At 60.8% G+C, this 21214-nt stretch carries 16 protein-coding genes; 5 read left to right on the top strand and 11 right to left on the bottom strand.

Annotation, left to right across the window (positions count from 1 at the left end; translation table 11 throughout):
- Positions 1–197: 197 nt before the first annotated feature.
- Together HMPREF1022_RS07980 and HMPREF1022_RS16600 are read left to right on the top strand one after the other, a co-directional pair.
- Positions 198–989 (top strand): amino acid ABC transporter substrate-binding protein, encoded by a 792-nt coding sequence (locus HMPREF1022_RS07980; protein WP_232221576.1) that lies wholly within the window; start codon positions 198–200, stop codon positions 987–989.
- Positions 986–2164, top strand: coding sequence for a diguanylate cyclase domain-containing protein (locus HMPREF1022_RS16600; RefSeq protein WP_009302706.1), 1179 nt, complete (start codon positions 986–988; stop codon positions 2162–2164). Before HMPREF1022_RS07980 ends, HMPREF1022_RS16600 begins: the two co-directional genes overlap by 4 nt.
- A gap of 7 nt (positions 2165–2171) precedes the next feature.
- On the opposite strand, the gene thiE is transcribed toward HMPREF1022_RS16600, so the two are convergent.
- Both thiE and HMPREF1022_RS07965 read right to left on the bottom strand, forming a co-directional pair.
- Entirely contained in the window at positions 2172–2819 is a 648-nt protein-coding gene (thiE, locus tag HMPREF1022_RS07970) for a thiamine phosphate synthase (RefSeq protein ID WP_009302705.1), read from the bottom strand.
- A gap of 136 nt (positions 2820–2955) precedes the next feature.
- Positions 2956–3942: a DUF362 domain-containing protein gene (locus HMPREF1022_RS07965; RefSeq protein ID WP_009302704.1), complete on the bottom strand. Its 987-nt coding sequence runs from the start codon at positions 3940–3942 to the stop codon at positions 2956–2958.
- Between the two features lie 160 nt (positions 3943–4102).
- On the opposite strand from HMPREF1022_RS07965, the gene HMPREF1022_RS07960 reads away from it, so the two are divergent.
- Together HMPREF1022_RS07960 and HMPREF1022_RS07955 are read left to right on the top strand one after the other, a co-directional pair.
- Entirely contained in the window at positions 4103–6820 is a 2718-nt protein-coding gene (locus tag HMPREF1022_RS07960) for a mechanosensitive ion channel family protein (RefSeq protein WP_009302703.1), read from the top strand.
- Positions 6820–7170, top strand: a complete 351-nt coding sequence (locus tag HMPREF1022_RS07955) for a cupin domain-containing protein (RefSeq protein WP_008683325.1) — start codon at positions 6820–6822, stop codon at positions 7168–7170. Before HMPREF1022_RS07960 ends, HMPREF1022_RS07955 begins: the two co-directional genes overlap by 1 nt.
- Before the next feature lie 90 nt (positions 7171–7260).
- Here the strand turns inward: HMPREF1022_RS07955 and HMPREF1022_RS07950 are convergent, their stop codons facing one another.
- The 7 genes from HMPREF1022_RS07950 to hemB form a co-directional block, all read right to left on the bottom strand.
- On the bottom strand, positions 7261–8079 hold the full coding sequence (locus tag HMPREF1022_RS07950) for a hypothetical protein (RefSeq protein ID WP_008683323.1): 819 nt from the start codon (positions 8077–8079) through the stop codon (positions 7261–7263).
- 224 nt (positions 8080–8303) lie between these two features.
- Positions 8304–9737 carry an aldehyde dehydrogenase gene (gene aldA, locus HMPREF1022_RS07945; RefSeq protein WP_009302702.1) on the bottom strand — a complete coding sequence of 478 codons (1434 nt, stop codon included), beginning with the start codon at positions 9735–9737 and terminating at the stop codon, positions 8304–8306.
- The gene (locus tag HMPREF1022_RS07940) at positions 9724–10413 is read right to left on the bottom strand and encodes a phosphatase domain-containing putative toxin (protein WP_009302701.1); all 690 of its coding nucleotides are present in this window, start codon (positions 10411–10413) and stop codon (positions 9724–9726) included. The genes aldA and HMPREF1022_RS07940 overlap by 14 nt, the downstream gene beginning before the upstream one ends.
- Before the next feature lie 516 nt (positions 10414–10929).
- Positions 10930–12351, bottom strand: a complete 1422-nt coding sequence (cycA, locus tag HMPREF1022_RS07935; protein WP_008683320.1) for a D-serine/D-alanine/glycine transporter — start codon at positions 12349–12351, stop codon at positions 10930–10932.
- Positions 12352–12582: 231 nt separating this feature from the next.
- The gene (gene ahbA / locus HMPREF1022_RS07930) at positions 12583–13083 is read right to left on the bottom strand and encodes a siroheme decarboxylase subunit alpha (RefSeq protein WP_008683319.1); all 501 of its coding nucleotides are present in this window, start codon (positions 13081–13083) and stop codon (positions 12583–12585) included.
- Positions 13084–13124: 41 nt separating this feature from the next.
- A complete protein-coding gene (ahbD, locus tag HMPREF1022_RS07925) occupies positions 13125–14300 on the bottom strand; it encodes a heme b synthase (RefSeq protein ID WP_008683318.1) in 1176 nt (391 codons plus the stop codon).
- Positions 14300–15289: a porphobilinogen synthase gene (gene hemB, locus HMPREF1022_RS07920; protein WP_008683317.1), complete on the bottom strand. Its 990-nt coding sequence runs from the start codon at positions 15287–15289 to the stop codon at positions 14300–14302. Before hemB ends, ahbD begins: the two co-directional genes overlap by 1 nt.
- 546 nt (positions 15290–15835) lie before the next feature.
- On the opposite strand from hemB, the gene HMPREF1022_RS07915 reads away from it, so the two are divergent.
- Complete coding sequence (locus HMPREF1022_RS07915) at positions 15836–17206, top strand: DUF6056 family protein (RefSeq protein ID WP_009302700.1); 1371 nt, start codon at positions 15836–15838, stop codon at positions 17204–17206.
- Positions 17207–17332: 126 nt separating this feature from the next.
- On the opposite strand, the gene ahbC is transcribed toward HMPREF1022_RS07915, so the two are convergent.
- Together ahbC and alaS are read right to left on the bottom strand one after the other, a co-directional pair.
- Complete coding sequence (ahbC, locus tag HMPREF1022_RS07910; RefSeq protein ID WP_008683315.1) at positions 17333–18514, bottom strand: 12,18-didecarboxysiroheme deacetylase; 1182 nt, start codon at positions 18512–18514, stop codon at positions 17333–17335.
- 11 nt (positions 18515–18525) lie between these two features.
- Positions 18526–21204 (bottom strand): alanine--tRNA ligase, encoded by a 2679-nt coding sequence (gene alaS / locus HMPREF1022_RS07905; protein ID WP_008683314.1) that lies wholly within the window; start codon positions 21202–21204, stop codon positions 18526–18528.
- Between the last annotated feature and the right edge of the window lie 10 nt (positions 21205–21214).

Here is a 21214-nt window from a genome sequence, read left to right as displayed (position 1 = left end):
GCTTTTGGTCATGCGCCGAACTTCCCGGTAAAAGGTTGGGTAGCTGGACAAATTCATGGCGTTTAGCTAATACTATAAGTTCCCAATCACATATTATGAATATTCAGTCAGGTCCCATGCCGCAAAAAACACTCCTGCTGATGATGAGCCTTGCACTTTTTTTATGGAGCGCCTCCGTTCAGGCTGGGCCTTATGTCATGCAGAACGAGCAGCACCTGACGCATGCCCGTGCCCTGGTCATGGCAGCCCTGGCGGCGGCGGACTTTAAAGCCGAATTCACGGATGCCCCTATGGGCAATGAACGCCGCAACGTATATCAGATCAGCAGCGGCGCAACCCATCTGGATATGATGCCCGCCACGCCGCAACGTCTTAAGCTGATGCGCCAGGGCAAACTGCGCATGATCCCCGTACCGCTGGACAGAGGCCTCCTCAGCTACCGCATCAACATCCTGCTGGAGAGCCATAAGGACATGCTGGCCGGTGCACACACCTCCCGCGACCTGCGCGCCTTCGTCATGGGCCAGAACGAAGGCTGGATGGATGTGGAAATATATCGCGCGGCGGGCATCCCCACCAAGGAAGTGCGCAACTGGAGCGAGGGCCAATTCGCCGAGCAGATGGAAGCCGGATTCATCGATCTTTTTCCTCTGGGCCTTGAGGAAACCCTGGCCTTCTTTCTGCCGCATTTCCGCAAGCGTTATCCACAGCTCACCACGGATGAGCACATTCTGGTGCGCTATCCATGGTTCCGCTTCGTCTGGGTTTCCCCCAAGCCCGATGCCGACGCCCTGTATGAGGCCCTGAAGCGCGGTTTCGCGACCATCACCAGAAACGGGACATTCATGAAGATCTGGCTGCGTTACCGGGCCGAGCCGGAGGCCGCCATTTTTTCCACACGCCGAATCATCGACATCGGCAATCCTTTCTACAACGACGCTCTGGTGCCCCCCGAATACCGTCAACTTATCTTCAGGCCTGGCTCATGACCAGCACACGCCAACGCCACGACACTCTCTTCCGCCAATTCATCAGACAGTTATTCTGGCCCATGCTCTTCACCGTGGGCCTAGCCATGGCCGCCAACATTCTGGTGGGCTACACAATGGCCCAGAACGAACAACTAAACCATCAGCGGATCATCGAAACGGCATACGCCCAGGCTCTGCTCAAACCCTTGTGGGACTGCGACGACAAAGCCGCCCAGGCCATTCTGGATGCGACCCTGCAAAATACCATCGTAAGTGGCGTCAGCCTGACCAGCGCCTGCACGAGCAGCCGCCTGCACAGCGGCACGACGCAGGACACGACGCAGGGGGAAGAGACGACGCTCGTCTACACAGACAAGACAGGACGCCGTTTCACAGTGGGAAGTATGAGCATGGCCTTCAAGCCCGTAAGCATCATGCAGAGTGCCACGGATTCGCTCTCGGCTTATCTGTTGATTACCGCAGCCATGGCCCTCTGCATGGCGGTGGTCGCCCTGCGGATTTTCCGCACGCTGATCAGCCAGCCGCTTACGGCCTTTCAGCGAATCATTGGCGGTTCCGCCACCAGCCGCAAGGACGACGCCCTCCACACACGGCTCACCACCCACAGAAGTGATGAGCTGACCGACGTGATCAAGGCGTATGATCGGCTCATGGATACTATAGACAGCCAGCGCATGGCCCTTGAGCGCCAGGCCCGCGTAGATCCCCTGACCGGCCTGGGCAATCGCCTTATGTTGGAGGAACGCCTCAACGCGGCCAAGACCCGCGCCCGCCGCCATATGGGACGCGGCTACATACTGCTTATCGACCTGGACAACTTCAAACCAATCAATGACGTGCTCGGCCACGCCGCAGGAGACTTCGTTCTGCAGAACACGGCCCGCCGCCTTCGGGACATCGTGCGGGAAGAGGACGCTGTCATCCGTCTGGGCGGCGACGAGTTCGTGCTCATTATTGAAGCCCGCACCCCCCAAGACGACGCGGATGAACTTGCGGAAAGAGTCCGTTCCGCCCTTTCCCGTCCGCTGGAATACGAAGGCAGGTCCGTGGCCGTGGGAGCCAGCGTAGGCTATACGGCATTCGACGGCGGAGATGAAAGCTGCGACACCCTGCTAACCCGCGCCGACCAAGCCATGTACGCCCAAAAAACTACGCGCAAGGCAGGTCGCTGACGCGTCGCTAGACACCGAGCCCTTCCCGCATGGCCCGGCGCACCGCTTCCACCTTGGCGTGGATGTCCTGCGCGCCCACCAGTTCCGAGACCAGGGCGCAGCAGCGCGCGCCGTGGCGGGCCACGTCCGCGATATTATGTTCCTTGATGCCGCCGATGGCCACAAAAGGCAGCTCAATGTTGCGCGCCACCCACTCCAGATACTCGAAGCCCACCGGGTCCACCACGTCTTCCTTGGTCTGGGTGGCGAAGATGGGCCCCACCCCGATGTAGTCCGCGCCCGCGTTCACGGCGGCCACGGCCTGCTCCGGCGTATGGGTGGACAGGCCGATGAGCATGTCCGGCCCCACCAGGCGGCGCACCTCGGGCACGGGCAGGTCTTCCTGGCCGATGTGCACGCCGTCGGCCCCCACCAGCATGGCGATGTCGATGTGGTCGTTGACAATGAAACAGGCCCCGGCCCTTTCGGTCAGGCGGCGCAGCAGGCGGCATTCCTCAAGCATCTTGCCGGCTTTGAGCTTTTTTTCCCGGTATTGCAGAATGCGCACCCCGGATTCCAGCAGGGCTCCGGCCACCACGGCCAGGGGACGGCCCAGGGAAAGGCGCGAATCGGTCAGGGCGTAGAGGTCGGTCCGGCCGGGCAGAATGGCGGGCATGGCGGTCTCCTTTTAGAAGATTTAACACTTGAAATACTCGTTTACGGCGAGCAAAGCTCGCCTACTCGTCTTTCGTGGCAAGGATTTGTCTACAACTCCTTGCAGAGCAGTTCACGCATTTCATGCGTGAACTGCTCTAGGGTTTGCACGCCGCCCAGAGGCGGCGGATACAACTTTTCACAAAGCGTGCCGGGTGAAATGAGGTATGGGCCAGTTTGCGCGGCAGTTCAAAGCCGCGCGCGTCGAAATCTTCAGGCCGCAGCAACGGGTATTCCGCGCGCCAACCGGCTGTGGCGCAGCCTTCGGCCTTGCGCCGCTCCAGGGCCGCGCCCAGAGGCGTCCGGCCGGGCTCCAGGCCCAGCACGGCGCAGAGGGCTTCGTCCAGGGCCACGGCGGACGGGCTCGCGCCGATGAGCCCCAGGGCGAAGGGTCGCCCCCGGCTGGGGCCGGTGACGTGCATGGCCCGCACGCCGTCGGCCAGCGCGGCCACCGGCGGCAGGGCCGCCCAGAGCGCGGCCAGGCAATCCGCGAAATAGTCGGGGTCGCGCCCTTCGCAGGTGTGGACCAGGGCTTTGCGCAGGCCGCTGACGCAGCCGAAACAGTTTTTCACCGCCAGGGTCAGCAGCATCTGGCTGTGGGCCTTGACCCTGGGCACGGAGAGAATCAGGTCACACTCCAGGGCCCGCCGGGCCACCATGAAGCGCGCGCCGCGCCCTTCAGGAGCTTCCGGCAGGGGCAGGCGCACGGGCACTGGCCGGTCCAGGGCGCGCACCTTGAGCTTCAGGGGCCGCAGGGTCGCTTCCAGGCCGATCTTGCGGGCCACGGCATCGGCGCGGCCGAAACCCGGCGAATCAGCCACCTCCACCCTGGCCCCCCGCTCCAGCAGCCAGGCGCAGGCAGCGGCCGTCACTTCGGGAGCGGCGCAGGCCAGGGGCCGGGCAGTGAGCAGATTGGGCTTGACCAGCACGCGCAGGCCCACGCCCACGCGCGGCCCGGCGCTCTCCAGGGCCTGAAACACGGCCTGCCGGAGACGCGGCGCGGCATAGTCCGGACAGGCCAGCAGAGCCACGGGCAGACCGCGCTCCACAGGGACGCGGGGCACGGCAAACGGAATGTCGGTCATGCGGCGACTATGCCGTCAGGGGCCCGATTTGTAAAGACAATCGTCCAGCCGCACAGCTCCGGCCGCCCTCCCGCCGCCGGGGGCGCTCTTTTCAAGCCGCCCCTCTTGGCGTAGAAACAGACAACCGCGTGAAGCGCGGGCCATAAGGATATAATACACTATGCGCCATTATTGTTTTTTGCTCATACTTTCGTTCTGTCTGCTGGCTCTGCCTGCACTGCCCGGCCTGCCGAACCCGGTCGTGGGCCCGGCTCTGGGGGCCGCGCCCCAGGCCACAGCCCCCAAGAAGGACAAGGCTGACAAGGCAGCCAAAGCCGAGGATACGGGCAAGGATAAAGCCGCCGACGCCGCGCCGGACCAGAAAGCTGACGACGCCAAGGCCGAGGAAAAGCCCCTGCTCCCGGAGCACGACCCATGGGAAATGGTTTGGGCCGGCCAGCACGACAGGCTTAATCAAATCAAGCAAATCGCCTCCAAGCTCAGCGACGGTTTCGCCGATGAGGCGGCCCATCTCACGGAAAAGGCCCAGCCCTTCGAAGAAGAGGCCCGCCGCCTGCTGGTGTTGACCAATACTTTCAAGAACTGGCCCAATCCCATGGAGGCCGTGAGCCGCCGCATCACGGTCACGGTCAACCAGGTAAACCAGGTGCTGGAGCCCATCCTGCTGGCCCGCTCCGAGGCCCAGGGCCTGCTAGAGCAGGTCAATTACATGGCCGACAGCCTGCCCGAGGATTTGCACGACGGGCGACTGAGCGCGGAAATGCGGAGCTACATTCAGGACATCGGCCAGGCCCGGCTGCGCCTCACCGCCGTGCTGGCGCAGTATAATTCGGCCCTGGCTCCCTCCCTGGCCCTGATCAAGCGCCTGGAGCAAACCCGGAAGGACATCAGCGCCCAACTGCCCGCGCTCTGGAAAGATTATTATCTGCAAAGCCCGGTGCCCTACTTCAGCCCCGAGGCCTGGGCCAATTTCGGCCAACAGATGATTTATTCCTACCAGGGCATGATGCTGCGCCTGCCCGTGGAGATGCCGGTCACCGTCAATCAGTGGAGCGCGGCGGCCCTGCGCTTCATCATCTGCCTGCTGTTCACCGGCGCGATCAGCCTGCTGTTCTACCGCCGTTGGATCAACCAGAATTCCAATCCCGTCAGCCGCCACATTTTCCGGGTCAGCCTGCCCTGGCTCTGCCTGGGGCTCTCCCTGCTGGGCAGTTCCCTGTCCGCCACGGGCGAATTTTACCGGCTCTTCCTGGCGCTGGGCAATCTTTCCATCATTCTGGGCCAGGTTTTCCTGGCCTGGGACCTGCGCCTGCTGAAATACCCGGACGTGGAACAACAGCCCGCGCCCTTCCGACGGCTGATGCCCCTGACCCTCTGCGCCTATGCCCTGCTTTACCTGCCGCTGACCAAGCCACTGGTCCTGATGATCTGGATGAGTCTGGTCGTGGCCTCCCTGTTCTGGCGGCGGCGTTGGACCAAGGGCGACTACGGCTCCCTGCAACTGGAATCCAGCGTGCTGGACGGCGACTCCATCGTGCTCTGGCTCTGCCTGCTGCTGGCTATCTCCGGCCTGCATATCTACAGCATGGCCCTCTATCTGCTCTTTGTCTCCTGCTCCCTGGCTCTGGAACTCAGCCTGGGCGGCATGGCCCTGATCAGCAATATTAACGAGCATCTGCCCAAGGAAGGCGCGCGCGCCGCCCTGGCCCGCCTGCTGGTGGCCCTGGCCGCGCCCGTGGTGCTGGTGGTGGCCGTGGTGGGCGTGCTGCTCTGGGTGGGCACTCTGCCCGGCGGCATGTACCTGCTGAGCGAATACGTGCTCAAGGGCGTGAACGTGGGGGCCACCCAGTTCAACATCGTCCAGATCCTGCTGATCATCAGCGTGTTCTACCTCACGCGCACGGCCGTGGCCATGGGCTCGCGCTTTCTGGCCAAACTGCCCAAGCAGGGTTTGCAGATTGATTCGACCCTGATTCCGCCCATGCAGACAGCCTTCACCTACGCGGTGTGGGCCATCTTCGGCCTGTTCGTGCTGCGGGCCCTGGGCATGGAGCTGAGCAATCTGGCCATGGTGGCCGGCGGTCTTTCCGTGGGCATCGGCTTCGGCATGCAGACCATTGTGAACAACTTCCTCTCCGGCCTGATCCTGATCTTCAGCCGCACGCTCCAGGCCGGGGACGTGGTGGAAGTGGGAGGCACCACGGGCCGGGTACGCAAAATCAGCGTGCGCGCCACCATGGTGGAAACATTCGACAATGCCCTCATCTACGTGCCCAACTCCGAATTCGTGGCCAGCCGCCTGATCAACTGGACGCGCAACAGCCGCACGGTACGGCGCGAAATCACGGTGGGCGTGGCCTACGGCTCGGATACGGCTCTGGTCATGAAGCTCTTGCTGTCCATAGCCAACGGGCACGAAAACGTGCTCAAGTACCCCACGCCCACGGTCACCTTCAATGATTTCGGGGCCAGCACCCTGGATTTCGTGCTGCGCTTCTGGGTCAAGGATTATGACGTGGGTGTGTCCACTTCCTCGGACATGCGCCTGGAAATCGAAAAACAGTTCCGCCAGCACCGTATTGAGGTGGCCTTCCCGCAGCTGGACGTGCACATCAAGGACATGCCGCCGCGCTTCAGGGCCCCGCAGGCCCAGGCCCGCGTCCGTGCGGCACTGCCCGCGCGGCGGCCGCGCCGTCGTCCGGCCACAGCCGCGCCCGCCGGGAAAAATGACCGCCGGAAAAAGCGTGCAAACGGAAAAAGAAACCAAGGAAAAGGACGTGCCGCAGACCGCCTGACGCATTTCGATCCTGTCGGCATCTTGGATGTCAACGTGCTCCGAGGGCTGTCCCCCACCCGCAACCGGCAAAGGAGGCTGTAATGATCCGCCGCGCCCAGGAACGTGAAACGTGTGACAAGACCATGTTCGGCGGGCCGGGTATGGCCCATTTCACCAAGCTCCTGAACGAAACGGAATTCGAGGGCAAAGGACGGCTGTACAACCACGTCCTGCTCCGTCCCGGCGACGCCGTGGGCAAGCACCGCCACAACGGCGACTTTGAGGTTTTTTTCATCCTCAAGGGCGAAGGCCTCTATGACGACAACGGGTGCGAAGCCACGGTCAGGGCCGGGGATGTGACCGTCTGCCGCCACGACGAGGAGCACGCCCTGCTTAACAACGGCCCGGGCGACCTGGAAATGATCGCCCTGATTCTCTATTCCGAAAAATGACAGCCGCGAAATGGAGGGGGCGGCCCAGGGCCGCCCCCTCCATTTCGCGGCAACGCCTTGCAGCACGGTCAACTTTCAAAATTAAATCGCTCAAGCGCTTCCGGCCTTCTTCTTTTTCCGGTTGACCACCCAGCCGATGACCCCGCCGATCAGGCCGCCGATCAGCGCGGCCAGCACCAGCTTGCCCGCGAAGGAATCCAGGTACGACGCCCAGGGCACGCTGTGGTCGATGTTCAGCTCCTTGAGGATTTCCCGGGCATGGGCTTTGGCCTCGCCCAGTTGCTCGGCCACGTTCTCGGCCGGGTTGAGAATCTGGTACTGGTTGACGATGACCAGCTTCCCCTGAGCCAGCAGATAGCTTGAAATCACGGCCTGCTTGTCCACTTCCCGCTGCCCGCCCGCGCGGCTTACCTGGTCCATGACCGCCATGAAGGAAAGGCTGGTGTCGCTGCTGTCGAAAACGCCCAGCGTGTCAATGTCGCCGATGCTCATGCTGCCGTCGCCGGTCTTGCCCAGCACGCTGTTGATCTTCTTTTTAAGCGTTGTCTTCAACTGCTCCTGCGCCTTGGTGATGCCTTTTTTCACCTCGGCGAAATCCTTTATGCTCAGATTTTTGTCCGCAAGCGGCCGCAACGTGGAAATGATGAAATATTTTTCCAGGCGCTGCCCGTTGGGGTCCACGAATTTTTTGTGGCTTTCCTCGTCCACGTAAAGCGCCAGGATCCGCATGGTCTTGGGCGAAATCCCGGCCAGGAATCCGCGCACACTGAGATAGGGCTCCTTGTCGCCTGGCAGATAGCCTTGCGGCACAGTGTAACTGATGCTCTCGCCCCCGATGTCCAGGCTTGCCGCGCGCGTGGTCACGGCCAGCAACAGGCAGACGGCGCAGGCGAACAGAATTTTCTTCATGACGGTTTTTCCTTTTCCGGTAATAAGGGCACGCGTGAGTCACTCTCCGCCGTTGGGCAGCGGCACTGCTTCGCACATTGAACCCGCCGCGTTACGGCGCGGCCCGTTCGTCTTCCAACACGCGCCCGACGGGGATGTTCCGGAACATCCGCGCCGAGCGCGTGTCAGCGGGTCTTTAGAGCAGATTAACTCTGAAATTTTACAAATTTCAAAGTTAACTTGCTCTAATACTGGATATACGCCACGTGCGTCTGCAAGTATTCCAGAAGGCCGTGCTTGCCATCAGCGCCGCCGATGCCGGACTTGCGCCAGCCCGCATGGAAGCCCTGCATGCCTTCGAAGTTTTCGCGGTTGACGTAGGTCTCGCCGAACTTGAGACGGTTGACGGCCTCCATGGCCAGGGAAACATTGCGCGTGTAGATGGATGAAGTCAGACCGTATTCGCAGTCGTTGGCCAGGGCAATGGCCTCGTCGAAATCGCGGAAGGTCAGCATGGGCAGCACCGGCCCGAAGATCTCCTTGCGCACGATTTCCATATCCTGGCGGCAATTGCGCAAGAGCGTGGGCATGTAGAAATAGCCCGTCTTCCTGTCCGCGGGCGCGCCGCCCGTGACCGCCTCCGCGCCGTCGGCCCTGGCCCGGCGGACCATGCCCTCAATTTTCGCCAATTGCTCGGCATTGATCTGGCTGCACATGTCCGGCGCGGGTTCGTCAAAGGGATCGCCCAGGCGCACGGCCTCAAAAGCCCTGACCAGTTTTTCCGCAAAGGCGTCGGCAATGCTCTCGTGCACATAGACCCGCTCGGCGCAATTGCAGACCTGGCCGCTGAAGATCACCCGCGAGGCCGTGACGGCCTTGGCCGCCAAGTCCAGGTCCGCGTCCGCGCAGACGATGGCCGGGGCCTTGCCGCCCAGTTCCAACGAAACCTTGGTGATATTGGCCGCGCCGGCCGTGATGATGCGCTGCCCGGCCTCCACGCTGCCGGTGAGGGAAACCATGTCGGTCAACGGGCTTTTGGCCAGGGCCTCGCCCAGGCGCGCCCCGCCGCCGGTAACCACGTTGAGGATGCCCCTGGGCAGATCAAGCCCGGCGGCGATCTTGGCGAATTCCATGACCGTGACCGGGGCCACGCTGCTGGGTTTGACCACCACGGCACACCCGGCCAGCAGGGACGGGGCCACCTTGCGGGCCGTGACGAAGAGCGGGAAATTCCAGGGGCAGATGCCCGCCACCACGCCGATGGGCTGGCGGTAAAGCAAAATGTTTTCGCGCGGGCGGTCGCTCTGGATGATCTCGCCTTCGTAGATCCGGGCCCAACCCGCGTAGTAGTCGAAATACTCAGCGGTGAAATCCACTTCCACCTGGGCCAGGGGCAGGGTTTTGGCCTGTTCCTCGGCCAGGATGGCGGCCAGTTCGGTCCGCCGACCGCGAATGCCCTCGGCCAGTTTTTTCAGCGCTGTGGCGCGTGTGGGCACGGGCAGCGCGGCCCAGGCGTCCTGCGCGGCGCGCGCGGCCTCCAGCGCGGCCTGGGCGTCTTCCGCCCCGCCGTCCGGCACCTGGGCCATGATTTGGCCGCTGGAAGGATTTTCCACATCAATCATGCCCTCGCCGGGCCTGCTGACCAGTTCGCCGTTGATGAATTGTTTATACGTGCGCATGGGTGTTCTCCTTGAAAAGGTTTTCGATATGAAAGAGGACGGCACCCCGTTGGAGCGCCGAAACGGCGGCGGCCGCGCCTTGCTCCCTGAAAATTCTGGCCCGGATGGCCGCGATGTCCGCCTTGTCTATTCTCCGCGTGATATTGACCCAGACGGCATGAAAACCGTAGCCGCCCTCAAGCATTTCCTTCTTGGCCTGTTCCTTTGTCCAGCCCTGAAAAACCACCCGGTACATGGCCATGATCAGGCCCGTCCTGTCCGCACCGTGCCGACAGTGCACCAGGATGGGCTTGGGCGCGTCGTGGATGATGCGCAATGCGCTGATGATATCCTCATCATGGGTGTTCCAGGAGTGCATGGGCACATTTCTGAGCAGCAGGTCCCCGCTTTTGTCCAAGGCGTCATCCCTGTTGGGGGAGCGCAGGGACAGGACGGTTTTGATGCCCAGGTTTTCCGCGCTGCGCAGGCCCTCTCCCTCGGGCTGGCCGGAGCGATAGACTTCGGAATCCACCCGGTAAAGATTGGGGAGCCCTTCCGCCCGCACGGGCTCGGCCCATCGGCTGTCCCTCTGAACGGCCTCGGCACGGGGATCAGGCGTGTTTACGGCGTGCAGCGCGTATCCAACGATCGCCGCCAACAGCAGCGACAATAAAACCGCTTTTGCCAAAACTCGCATCTATCTCTCCCGCCGGGCTCGCGCCCGGCCCGCATTTCGATTCCGAGGCAGATACGCTTTGAAATTAGGCTCAGTCCTCATTAAAACGCCGCCCGCGAAAAGCTGAATTTTTTCGGGCAGCAAGGCGCAAAGAAAAAATTGGGCGAAGCCGTATTGAACATACCGTGAGGCCAATTTCTTTTTTGCAACGCCGCTGTACGGAAAAAGACGGCTTTGCAGCAGGCGCTTTAATGAGGGCTGAACCTAGGTCCGGGTTCAAAGCATACGCGACCCTCAAGCTGCGGCGGGAGCGTGGTCCCACCTTATTTGCAAACATACCTCCATAGCGGCAAAGCCGTAAAGAGCGCGACCCCCCTCAAACGACACCCCAATCCCCGGTTCCGTAGTTCCGTGATTCCGTGATTCCGTGGTTCGCCGCTTGTCAGACGGGCAGAAGACGGAACACGAAACCGGAGAATTATCACAGTCCGGTCCTGCGGCAACTTCGAACGTGTCAATTCTTAACGTTACTCCGCTCTATGGCCGGGTATTTTCCTTCCTGTAGCTGATGTGGTTCTTGCGACTGCAATAATAGCCGACGCCCAGGACGATAAACCAGAGAGGCGTGGCCAACAGCGCCATTCTGGTGTCGTGCTCAAGCGCCATCAGGACAAGGATGCCGATAAAGAACGCCAGGACAGCCCCGCAGGAAAACAGGCCGCCGGGCAGCTTGAACCTGGATGCCGCATGGCGCTCGGGATGCTTCTTGCGATACACATAATAGGCCGCCATGATCATTGACCAGATGAAAACAAAGCACACTGACGAAACCGACGTCATAATCGTGAATGCGGACATGATGGTGGGCATGATGATCAGCATGGACGCGCCGAGCAACAGGCAGATACAGGAAAACAGCAGCCCGTCGGCGGGCACCCGGCGGGATGAAAGCCTGCCGAATCTTCGTGGAGCCACCCCTACCAGCCCCAGGCCGTAAAGCATGCGGCTTGTGGAATAGATGCCGCTGTTTGCCGAGGACGCCGCGGACGTCAGCACCACAAAGTTGATGATGCTGGCCGCGGCCGGAATGCCCACGGCCACAAAGGTGTTCACAAAGGGGCTGCTCTGGCTGTCGATGTCCGACCAGGGCGTGATGCACATGATGGCAAGCAGCGCAAAGACATAGAAAAAGACGATACGGTAGGGAATGGTGTTGATGGCTCTGGGCAGGCTGGTTTCAGGGTCCTTGGCTTCCGCGGCGGTGGTACCGATAAGCTCAATGCCGACAAAGGCGAACAAAGCGATCTGGAAACCGGCGAAAAATCCGAAAACGCCCTTGGGGAACCACCCCCCATACGCCCACAGGTTCGCCACGGATGCCGTATGCCCGGAAACGGAAGAGGTGAAGCCCGTGAGCACCATGTACACGCCCACAGCGATAATAGCCAGGATGGCCATTACCTTGATGGAAGCGAACCAGAACTCCATTTCACCAAACAGGTTCACGGAAACGAGGTTCAGGCCCATGATCAGGAGCACCACCAGAATCGACGGAACCCAGACGGAGATGGCCGGAAACCAGAAATGGAAGTATGAGGCGATGGCGATGACGTCCGCCGTGCCTGTCACCACCCAGCAGAACCAGTACGTCCATCCGACGAAAAAACCCGCCCACGGGCCGATGATGTCCTCGGCCATGTCCATGAAGGATTTGTAGCGCAGGTTGGAAAGCAGCAGTTCGCCCATGGCGCGCATGGCCAGGTAGATAAACGCGCCGATGATCATGTAGACAAAAACGATGGACGGCCCGGCGAGATTGATGGTTTTGCCCGAGCCCATGAAAAGGCCGGTGCCGATGGCGCCGCCGATGGCAATAAGTTGGATATGCCTCTGGCTCAAACCGCGCTTGAGCGCGTGCGGTGGATCCTGCCCGTCGGGGTTGACATGATGCTCGCTCATTCTGTTTTTCCTCAATGGCGGCAATCGGTTGTCACCCTCCCGTCCTGAGCATGCCAAACTGCCGGACATAGGTCGAGAAAAAAGAATCCGGCGGAAGCACGCTTTCCGTCAACACCGTGACGGGAAACGTCCCTCCGCCGGAATGCGATTGTGGCTCCGGGCTCTGGACTAGTGTCTGATTGCAAAGATTTCGAGCACGTTATGCTCTCAATTTTCGCTGAGTCACAGCGGCTACGCCTCGTCCCCCATGCGAAAATCCACGCGGATCTTGTACAGCTTGGTGGCCGGCAGATTGAGGATGCTCACGCCGGTGCGCGCGCTGATGCCGTCCAGAATGGCCTGGCTCTCCTCGCGCGAAGGGCTGATCAGGGTGAACCAGACATTGTAGCTGTGCTCGCGCAGATAATTATGGGTCACGCCGGGCTGGGCGTTGACCTCGGCAATAAAGGCGTCCAGCTTGTCCTCGGGCACCTTGGACGCGCAGAGCGTGGACACGAAGCCCAGTTTGGCGGACTGGAAATTGGCCCCCAGCCGGCGGATGATCTTGCGGCTGCGCAAAGCCCGCACCCGCTCCAGAGCTTCCTCCTCGGGGATGCCCAGGCGTTGCCCCAGCTCGGCATACGGCCGGGATGCGAGTGGAAAGTTCGTCTGGATGATGTCCAGCAGCTGTCTGTCCACGCTGTCCATCTGACCGGCTGCATTGTCCGTGATGCCGCGGCTCTGCTTATCCATGCTGCGATCCTGCGGTTTGACTGTTATCTTGTTGTCCGGATTCAGCGTGTCTTCATTTTCGAGGGCACGTAGGTGCACAGGGGCTCAGGACCCATATGGTCGCCGCTCATGCTCTGGGCGCGGGCCCGGCAGCCGCCGCAAACCTTGTGAAACTCGCAGACGCCGCATTTGCCCGTGTAACAGGACTGGTCGCGGAACTGACGAAAGTATTCGCTCTTGCGCCAGATCTCCGGGAAGGGCGTTTCGCGCACATTGCCGCAGTTGAGCTCCAGATACCCGCAGGGCTGCACCTGGCCGGTATGGCTGATGAAGCAGAAACCCGTGCCGCCCAGACAGCCCCTGGTCATGGCGTCCATGCCGAAGGTTTCCGGCGTGACGCTCAGGCCTTCCTCATGCGCGCGCTGGCGCATGATCCGGTAATAGTGCGGCGCGCAGGTGGCCTTGAGGTGCATGTTTGTGCCCTTGCGGAAATCATACAACCAGTGCAGCACGTCCTCGTATTCCTGTGCGGTGATGACCTGATCCGCCAAACCCGAGGCCCGGCCCATGGGCACCAGCAGAAAGATATGCCAAGCCGCCGCGCCGATGCGCTCGCAGAGCTCGAAGATCTTCTTGAAGCTGCTCAGGTTGTTGCGGGTCACCGTGGTGTTGATCTGAAAGGGCACGCCCACGTCCTTGAGATAGCCGATGCCGCGCATGCTGTCCTCAAACGCGCCGGGTACGCCGCGAAAGGCGTCGTGACTGGCCGCGTCGGCCCCGTCGATGGAAATGGAGCAGCGCTCCACGCCCGCCTCTTTGATCCGGCGGGCGCTTTCCGGGGTGATCAGGGTGCCGTTGGGCGAAAAGGCGCAGGTCAGGCCCTTGGCGTGGGTATAGGCCACCAGTTCATAGACGTCCGGCCGCATCATGGGATCGCCGCCGGTGAAGATGATGATGGGATTGCCCACCTGGGGAAACGTGTCGATGAGCGCCTTGGCCTCGTCCGTGGACAGCTCGCCGGGATACGGCTCTGGGTGGGCCTCGGCCCGGCAGTGCTTGCAGGCCAGGTTGCAGGAACGGGTCACTTCCCAGGCGACCAGACGGCAGACCGGGCTGCCGTCTTCCAGAACGCGGGCGGGCATGCCCGGCGCATTGCCGGGCTCACTCCCCGGATGGCCGCCGGGATGGCTTTTAGGCATGGCTCCCGGATGCCCGCCGTGTTGCTCGTGTCCGTGCATCAGCGCGCCAGCCTTTGCCTCAGGATTTCCTCGGCGAAATAGGTGATGATCATGTCCGCGCCCGCCCGCTTGAGGCCCAGCAGGCTTTCCAGCATGACCGCGCGCTCGTCGATCCAGCCGTTGAGCCCGGCCGCGCGGATCATGGCGTATTCGCCGCTGACCTGATAGGCGCAGAGCGGCACTTCCACATGCTCGCGCACCAGGCGGATGATGTCCCCGTACGGACCGGCGGGCTTGACGATGAGCGCGTCCGCGCCTTCGGCCAGATCCGCGCGAGCTTCAATGAGCGCCTCGCGGGCATTGCCGGGGTCCATCTGATAGGACTTGCGGTCCCCGGCGGCCGGGGCGGATTCCGCCGCGTCGCGGAAAGGACCGTAATAGGCAGAGGCGTACTTCACGGCATAGGACATGATGGGCAATTCCTTGAGGCCGCCCTCGTCCAGGGCCGCGCGGATAGCCGCCACGCGCCCGTCCATCATGTCCGAGGGGGCCACCATGTCCGCCCCGGCGGCCGCGTGGCTGACGGCCGTCTTGGCCAGCAGGGGCAACGTGGGATCATTGAGCACCGCGCCGTCGGGCATCAGCACGCCGCAGTGGCCGTGGCTCATGTATTCGCAGAGGCAGACGTCGGTGATGACGATGAGTTTGGGCCAGCGCTCCTTGAGGCGGCGCACGGCCTGCTGCACGATGCCGTCCTCGGCGTAGGCCGAGCTGGCCTTTTCATCCTTTTCGGCCGGAATGCCGAAGAGCAGCACGGACATCAGACCCGCGTCCACGGCCTTTTCCACCTGCTTTTCCAGTTCCGCCGGCGAAAGCTGGTACTGGCCGGGCATGGAAGCCACTTCTTTGCGGAAGGATGCGTCTTCGGTTTCCACCACAAAGTAGGGCATGATCAGGTCTTCCACCAGCAAAGGCGGAGTTTCACGCACCAAGGTGCGGAGTTCCGGGGTCCAGCGCAGCCGACGGCCGCGATGAAATGTCTGGGACATGGCGTAGATACCTCGTATAAAATTTCCGCAGTTACGGTCATTGACGTCCATTTCAGGATAACGCAAAATTCTTTGAGGGGAAAGCATGTCCAGTTGCGTGCGATTACTGACATACAGAGAGATGTGGCAGCATGATGGCGTATCCCGGATATATCGGGAAAATCCCTTTCGTGTCCGCCCGCTCTTCTGAACCAGCGCTCCCAGAACTGATTCTCTTTGAAACGCCACACGGTTAAAAGGTGTCATTCCGGCAAAAAAACGCGGTTATCGCTACTGTCGATCCCCGTATGGCTCCGTTGTCGCCAACGGGGACAGCCCTTCGGGCTGCCTTCGGTCGCTTTGCCGGAATCCACACCCCTTCGTAGCGTGCCTCACCGTGTTCGGCGTTAGAGCATTTCAAAGATGAAATGCTTTAACGTTCTTCCGGCCTGCGACGAGCTCTTGACGGCGAGGTAAAATGTTAAAAAAAACTCTGGACAGCAACCCGTCCGCAAATGTTGCCGCCAAACAAAAACAGCCTGATGTGATATCAAAATGGGAGGAACAATGAGAGAGAGAGAGAGAGAGAGAGAGAGAGAGATGTATTACGTTTTTATCTTTATACTTCTTCTAACATACTTTCAGAGTAAATACATTGGTTTTTATCATGATGATTATGGATATGGTTCGCTTGTTTATGGTGTGACAGGGGAATACAGTGGTCGCGGACTTGCTGATATAATGGCCTTTTGCAAGGATCATTATATCAATTGGGGAGGACGTGTCCTCTTCTTTTTTTTTCAAATTCTGAGCATGAAGCTCGGTATGCAGGGCTTCATGCTTGTTCAGGCATTCGTTACGGGAACGGCGTTATTTTTTGCCTATAAAACAGTCCTGACCGTCGTCAACGATCATGAAAAAAACTGGTTATATGTTCTTTGCGTTCTACTGGGCAGCTATCTTCTTTTTTATCCGGACACATACAAAAATGCTCTTTTCTGGGCTTCTGCGTCCGTACTATACGTCTGGCCGTTATGCCCCCTAATGATCGGAATATACCTTGTCTATACTTGGCATTTTCAGCATGCCCAGTCTTGTGGGCGCCTTTTTCTGATGGGTATGATGTTCTTTCTTGCGGGCTTTTCGCAGGAACAGATCATCTTGGCGGCAATCAGCTTTGCACCGCTGTTTCTTGTGAGTGCTTCTTCCATCAGCCAGTTCAGGATACTGAAAAAACCGCTTCTGACAGTGCAGTGTGCGGCATTGCTGGGCTCATGCTGCATGCTGGCGGCACCGGGAAATTTCAAAAGGCTTGCTTCCGGGCATGACGGAGGAATGCACACGCTGGCAGAATTGCCCGCAGTGACATGGGAACTTGTCCGGGATATGCTGCGGGCACCGGGGGCAGTGATCTGGCTACTTTCCCTAGCGGCGGCTCTGTTTCTGCTGCGGGGGACGGTCATTCGGCGCCTGCTGCCCTTCTTGGGAATGGCAGCCGCTACGCTTGCTATTTTCTACGTTATCCGCCTGCGTTATATCTCGTCCAGAATCTATTTCCCAGCCAGCTTTTTACTGGCCATATTCTGTAGCGGAGTTTTTCCTGTCCTTGTCTCTAAATACAGTAGTATGAAAAAATACGCGACGAAATTTGTACTAATGCTTCTTATGTTGGGAGTGCTGCATCATTCATATTATGTTATCTATGGATACTATTTAAACTATCCAACTGTCATTGCAAACGACATGAATTTAAAAAAAGCGGGAGAGCTCCCTACACCGCCTCATGAAGTCATTTTCTACAAATTACCGGCACGTTATTACCATGAATGTATGCCGTATGATAACAGACCATATATCGAAGCGTGGATCAAATCTTACTATGGCCTGCCAGCGACAACCATTATCCGCTATGAGGATTCCCCTATTGGAGTAGATTAACTTTGAGAATTGGCATTCTCAAAAATTTTAAGACGTTCACTGTGGCGCAAAACGACGCTCTGCCCCCTAATTTACACCGGGCAGAGCGTCGTAGTTCATTCGATTTGCAACAGGCAAATGCCTTACTTACAGGCCGATCTCTTCATCGGTGAGATAACACGCCGGATCCTGCGCCCATTCGTCGCCGTAAAAAGCCTCGGCCCGAGCCCGGAAGTTGCCGCCGCAGATGTTCAGATATTTACATTTCGCGCAACGCCCGCCCACATGGACCTTTTTGTTCTTGAGCTTGTGCAGCAGTTCGATGTCCGGGTCGTCCCAGATCTGGGAGAAGGGGCGCTCCAGCACATTGCCGAAGACGTGCTCGCGCCAGAACTGGTCGGCGTGCACCTTGCCGTCCCAAGAGATACAGCCGATGCCCCGGCCTGAATTGTTGCCCTCGTTATACTGCAACAATTCAAAGACTTCCTCGGCCCGCTTGGGGTCTTCACGCTTCAGGCGCATCCAGACGTAGGGGCCGTCGGCATGGTTGTCCACGGTGAGAATTTCCTTGGGATGGCCCGCGTCGAACAGGGCGCGGGTTTCATCCATGATCAGGTCCAGCACGGCGCGGGTTTCGGCGTGATCCAGGTCTTCCTTGATCAGTTCCGATCCCCGGCCCGAATAGACCAGATGGTAGAAGCAGGCACGCGGCACTTCCAGATCCTTGAGCAGACGGAAGATGCCGGGAATTTCCGCCACATTGCGTTTGTTGATGGTGAAGCGCAGGCCTACCTTGAGGCCTTCGGCCTGGCAGTTGGCAATGCCCTGCAGGGCTTTTTTGAACGCGCCGGGCACACAGCGGAAATGGTCGTGCACATCTTCCATGCCGTCCAGGGAAATGCCCACGTAGGAAAGGCCTACTTCTTTGAGTTCGCGCGCCTTCTGGGGCGTGATCAGGGTGCCGTTGGTGGAGACCACCGCGCGCATGCCCTTGCCGGTCGCATGGCTGGCCAGCTCCACCAGATCCTTGCGCACCAGGGGTTCGCCGCCGGAAAAAAGCATCACCGGCGCGCCGAAGGCCGCCAGGTCGTCGATCATGGCCTTGGCCTGTTCGGTATTGATATCATCCGTGCCGTCCACTTCCACGGCATGGGCATAACAGTGCACGCACTTGAGGTTGCAGCGCTGGGTCATGTTCCAGACAATGACCGGTTTCTTGTCCTTGGAGAATTGCAGCAGATGCGAGGGGAGTTTGCCGGATTCACGGCCGTAGCGCAGTGCGTCCGAAGGTTCCACCTGTCCGCAGTACAGTTTTGAAATGCCTATCATGGAATATGTCCTTATTTTTCAATCAGAGTTTTCAGTACGGCAAAGGCCTCGTCAATGCCCTCGGGCTTGGTGCCGCCCGCCTGGGCCAGATCCGGGCGGCCGCCGCCCGCGCCGCCGCAGGGCGCGGCCACTTCCTTGATCAGGGCCGGAGCCGTGAAGCGGCCGTGCAAATCTTTGGAGACATAGAGCAGCAGGCCCACCTTGCCCTCTTCCACCGTGGCCAGGCAGGCCACCCCGGCGCTGGAAAGGCGCGATCGCACGTCGTCCATGATCTCGCGCAGGGCCTTGACCGGCACGTTTTCCAGACGCGCGGCCAACAGGCGCACGCCGTTGATCTCCTCGGCCCGGCGCAGCAGGTCCGCGCCCGTCACAGGCGCGGCGGCGGCCTTTTCCGAGGCCTTGCGCATTTTCTTGACTTCCGTCTGCAAGGTCTGTACGCGCTCGGCCAGCTGACCGGGTTTGGATTTGAGCAGACCGGCCAGGGCCGCGGCTTCGGCGCGCTGTTCCACAGCCAGGCCGTAAGCGTTCCAGCCGGTGACAGCCTCAATGCGGCGGGTTCCGGCGGCCACGCCGGTTTCAGCCACGATCAGGAAGGAGCCGGCCTGGCCGGTGCGGCTGAGATGGGTGCCGCCGCAGAGTTCCATGGATTCGGGCTCCCGGCCTTCGCATCCCACAGTAAGTACACGCACGGTTTCGCCGTATTTCTCGCCGAACAGGGCCATGGCCCCTCCGGCCAGGGCTTCCTCGCGCGGCATTTCGCGCGCGGCCACCGGCAGATCGGCCATAATGGCGCGGTTGACGTCGCGTTCCACGGCGGCCAGTTCCTCCGGGGTCAGGGCCGCAATATGCGAAAAGTCGAAACGCAGGCGCCGGCTGTCCACCAGGGAACCGGCCTGCTTGACGTGCGTGCCCAGCGTCCGGCGCAGGGCCGCGTGCAGCAGATGGGTGCAGGTATGGTTGCGGGCAGTGGACTGACGGCTGTCCGCGTCCACGCTGAGAGTCGCTTCCTGCCCCAGATGCACTTCGCCGCGCAACACTTCGATTTCATGGACAATGAGATCCGGCGCGGGCTTGCGGGCGGTCAGCACTCCGGCCTCGCCCGACACGACGGCAAGCAGCCCGGCGTCGCCCGCCTGGCCGCCGGATTCGCCGTAAAACGGCGTTTTTTCCGTGACGGCAAAGCCTGTTTCGCCTTCGCCCAGGTGGTCCACGGGCACGCCCCCGGCGTCCAGCAGAGCCGTGACCGGACTTGCGGCCGTAAGGCTTTCATAGCCCACAAAGACGCTGCGCAGACCGTCGTCGGCCAGCTTTTTGAAGGCCGCGTCGCCCTCGCCCGCGCCCTGGCCCAGCAGGCCGCCCTTTTTCTGGTGCTCGCGGGCGCGTTCGCGCTGTTCGCGCATGTGGGCCTCAAAGCCCGACCCGTCCGCCGTAAAGCCGCGCTTGCCCGCCACGTCCGTGACGATGTCCAGGGGGAAACCGTAAGTATCGTAGAGCTTGAAGCAGAATGCGCCCGGGATGACAGTCTGCCCGGCGGCTTCCAGGCGTTGCAGCTCTTCTTCCAGCAGATGCAGGCCCTTTTCCAGGGTCAGGGAGAAGCGCTGTTCCTCCTCGAAGACCGCGCGGTCGATGAAGTCCGCGCTCTCCAGAAGATCGGGATAGGCCTCGCCCATGACTTCCGTGACCTTGCGGGCCACCTTGTGCATGAAGGGTTCATGCACGCCCATGAGCGTGGCGAAGCGCAAGGCCCGGCGGATCAGGCGGCGCAGCACGTACCCCCGGTTTTCATTGGAGGGCAGCACGCCCTCGGCGATGAGAAAGGCGGCGGAACGGCTGTGGTCGGCGATGACGCGCAGGGCCGTGTCCACGTCGTTGGTGTCCGGCGCGCTGAAGCTGTAGGCCACGCCCGCCAGCCCGGCAGCGTACTGGATGATTTCCTGAAAGAGGTCGCAGTCGAAATTGGAGCGCTTGCCCTGGCAGACCGCGGCGATGCGCTCCAAGCCCATGCCGGTGTCGATGTTGGGCGCGGCCAGCAGGGCGCGGCTGCCGTCGGCGGCCTGGTCGAACTGGGTGAAGACCAGGTTCCAGATTTCCAGAAAGCGGTCGCAATCGCACTTGCCGATGCCGCAGTCCGGCCCGCAGGACATGTCCTCGCCCTGATCGATATAGATTTCGGAACAGGGGCCGCAGGGGCCGGTGTCGCCCATGGTCCAGAAGTTGTCCTTCTCACCCATGCGGATGATGCGCGCGTCGGTAAGCCCGGCCACGTCCTTCCAGATCTCGGCGGCCTCGTCGTCCTCGCGGAAGACCGTGACCCAGAGTTTTTCCTTGGGCAGTTGCAGTTCTTCGGTCACGAACTGCCAGGCCCAGGCAATGGCCTCGCGCTTGAAGTAGTCGCCGAAGGAAAAATTGCCCAGCATCTCGAAAAAGGTGTGGTGGCGCGCGGTGCGGCCCACGTTTTCCAGGTCGTTGTGCTTGCCGGACACGCGCAGGCATTTCTGACAGGAAGCCGCGCGGGTGTAGGCGCGCTTTTCCTCGCCCAGAAAGAGCTTTTTAAACTGGACCATGCCCGCGTTGGTGAACAGAAGGCTGGGATCATTGGGCGGGATCAGCGGCCCGGAAGGCACGATTTCGTGCCGGTGGCGCAGAAAAAAGTCCAGATAACGGCGGCGGATTTCTTGGGCAGTCAGCATACGGGCTCCG

Source organism: Desulfovibrio sp. 6_1_46AFAA (genome assembly GCF_000224635.1).
GTDB lineage: Bacteria > Desulfobacterota > Desulfovibrionia > Desulfovibrionales > Desulfovibrionaceae > Desulfovibrio > Desulfovibrio fairfieldensis.
This window is presented reverse-complemented; position numbering and strand designations above follow the sequence as displayed.